The organism is Arthrobacter sp. P1_B4 (assembly GCF_056406555.1).
On record NZ_JBFTZW010000175.1, the window covers coordinates 1 to 2934 of the forward strand.

General features: G+C 57.8%; 1 protein-coding gene and 1 rRNA gene. Both read left to right on the forward strand.

Going from position 1 to position 2934, the window contains the following annotated elements; genetic code table 11:
• The coding region (locus tag AC1D1W_RS20465) for an alpha amylase C-terminal domain-containing protein (protein ID WP_476944672.1) at positions 1–539 on the forward strand (539 nt) is incomplete at its 5' end.
• A gap of 487 nt (positions 540–1026) precedes the next feature.
• Positions 1027–2553: ribosomal RNA gene (locus AC1D1W_RS20470) — 16S ribosomal RNA — on the forward strand.
• The last annotated feature ends 381 nt before the right edge of the window (positions 2554–2934 follow it).

Genomic DNA, 2934 nt, shown 5'->3' on the forward strand with positions numbered 1-2934 from the left:
TGGCAAACCTGCGCGCATTCCTGGGATATCAGTGGGCCCACCCGGGCAAGCAGCTGATCTTCATGGGCACCGAATTCGGCCAGGAAGCGGAGTGGTCGGAGCAGTACGGCCTGGACTGGTGGCTCGCGGACATCCCGGCGCACAACGGCATGCAGCTCCTGACCAAGGATCTCAACGAGCTCTACCGTTCCACGCCGGCGCTGTACGAGCGGGACAACCAGCCCGAAGGGTTCCAGTGGATCAATGGGGGAGATTCGGACCGCAATGTGCTGACGTTCATCCGCCGCGACGCCGACGGCAACCCGCTGGTCTGCGCCGTGAACTTCTCCGGCGGCCCGCACACGGACTACCTCCTCGGCGTCCCGACCGCCGGCGAGTGGCAGGAAGTGCTCAACACCGACGCCGCCAGCTATGGCGGTTCCGGGGTGGAGAACACTGGAACCCTGACCGCGACGAAGGACGGCCTGGACGGACAACCGGCCATGCTCACCGTCACCCTGCCTCCGCTAGGGGCCGCGTACTTCAAGCCGCTGGGCTAGGAGCTAGGCGCAGCGCCCGGGCAGCAGGTCTGGCGCGCGTGGGGAAGTGTTTGCGAGAGGCCCGGAATCCCCGTGATTCCGGGCTTTTCTGCACCGTCTTCGGCGCCGCTTTGTCAGCCGGTCCAAGTGGTGGTAGAGTTTATTTCCGCGCTGCTCCCCGGAGTTGAACGGCCACCAAGACCCAGAAGCCTATGGCAAGAATGAGTCTGGATCGCCGATTTGACTAGGGTGAAGCGGCCGGGTAAGTTTGAAAAGTTGCTCCGGAGCGATCCTTGACTGAWTGTTGGTTGYGGTGGTGCCGGGTGTGTCTGTTGTTTGAGAACTCAATAGTGTGCCAAGTTTGTTGATACCAATTTATTGTATTGAATTGGTTGAATTTGCCGGGCCCGCCACCCCGTGGTGTGGTCTGGTGTTTTTGGCTGGTTTCAAATTTTGTGCAGCGTGTGTRTCCCGTTTTCCCGGGGGCGCATGTTGTGTCTGTTTTACTTCAACGGAGAGTTTGATCCTGGCTCAGGATGAACGCTGGCGGCGTGCTTAACACATGCAAGTCGAACGATGATCCGGTGCTTGCACCGGGGATTAGTGGCGAACGGGTGAGTAACACGTGAGTAACCTGCCCTTAACTCTGGGATAAGCCTGGGAAACTGGGTCTAATACCGGATATGACTCCTCATCGCATGGTGGGGGGTGGAAAGCTTTATTGTGGTTTTGGATGGACTCGCGGCCTATCAGCTTGTTGGTGAGGTAATGGCTCACCAAGGCGACGACGGGTAGCCGGCCTGAGAGGGTGACCGGCCACACTGGGACTGAGACACGGCCCAGACTCCTACGGGAGGCAGCAGTGGGGAATATTGCACAATGGGCGCAAGCCTGATGCAGCGACGCCGCGTGAGGGATGACGGCCTTCGGGTTGTAAACCTCTTTCAGTAGGGAAGAAGCGAAAGTGACGGTACCTGCAGAAGAAGCGCCGGCTAACTACGTGCCAGCAGCCGCGGTAATACGTAGGGCGCAAGCGTTATCCGGAATTATTGGGCGTAAAGAGCTCGTAGGCGGTTTGTCGCGTCTGCCGTGAAAGTCCGGGGCTCAACTCCGGATCTGCGGTGGGTACGGGCAGACTAGAGTGATGTAGGGGAGACTGGAATTCCTGGTGTAGCGGTGAAATGCGCAGATATCAGGAGGAACACCGATGGCGAAGGCAGGTCTCTGGGCATTAACTGACGCTGAGGAGCGAAAGCRTGGGGAGCRAACAGGATTAGATACCCTGGTAGTCCAYGCCGTAAACGTTGGGCACTAGGTGTGGGGGACATTCCACGTTTTCCGCGCCGTAGCTAACGCATTAAGTGCCCCGCCTGGGGAGTACGGCCGCAAGGCTAAAACTCAAAGGAATTGACGGGGGCCCGCACAAGCGGCGGAGCATGCGGATTAATTCGATGCAACGCGAAGAACCTTACCAAGGCTTGACATGGGCCGGACCGGGCTGGAAACAGTCCTTCCCCTTTGGGGCCGGTTCACAGGTGGTGCATGGTTGTCGTCAGCTCGTGTCGTGAGATGTTGGGTTAAGTCCCGCAACGAGCGCAACCCTCGTTCCATGTTGCCAGCGCGTAATGGCGGGGACTCATGGGAGACTGCCGGGGTCAACTCGGAGGAAGGTGGGGACGACGTCAAATCATCATGCCCCTTATGTCTTGGGCTTCACGCATGCTACAATGGCCGGTACAAAGGGTTGCGATACTGTGAGGTGGAGCTAATCCCAAAAAGCCGGTCTCAGTTCGGATTGGGGTCTGCAACTCGACCCCATGAAGTCGGAGTCGCTAGTAATCGCAGATCAGCAACGCTGCGGTGAATACGTTCCCGGGCCTTGTACACACCGCCCGTCAAGTCACGAAAGTTGGTAACACCCGAAGCCGGTGGCCTAACCCCTTGTGGGAGGGAGCTGTCGAAGGTGGGACTGGCGATTGGGACTAAGTCGTAACAAGGTAGCCGTACCGGAAGGTGCGGCTGGATCACCTCCTTTCTAAGGAGCACCTACAACCCTGGAACGCACGCCGGAATGAGCTGCTGGGTAGTGTTTGGCACACTGTTGGGTCCTGAGACAACAGGACCGGGAGGGTTTTCCCTTCCGGGGCTGGTTTGTTTCTGGTTTCCTGGCTGCACCGATCACACGGTTGTTCCCTTTTGTGGGGCGTGTGTGGGGTGTGTGGTACGGGGTTGTTGTTTGAGAACTACATAGTGGACGCGAGCATCTTTTATAAGAAGCAATTTCCAAGAATATGAACCTGGATCTGTCGCTGTTGCCTTTTGGGGTGATGGTGGTGGTTTCTGTGGTTCTCTCGAAAATTACTCCTTGATCTTTTGTGGTCAAGTTTTTAAGAGCACACGGTGGATGCCTTGGCAT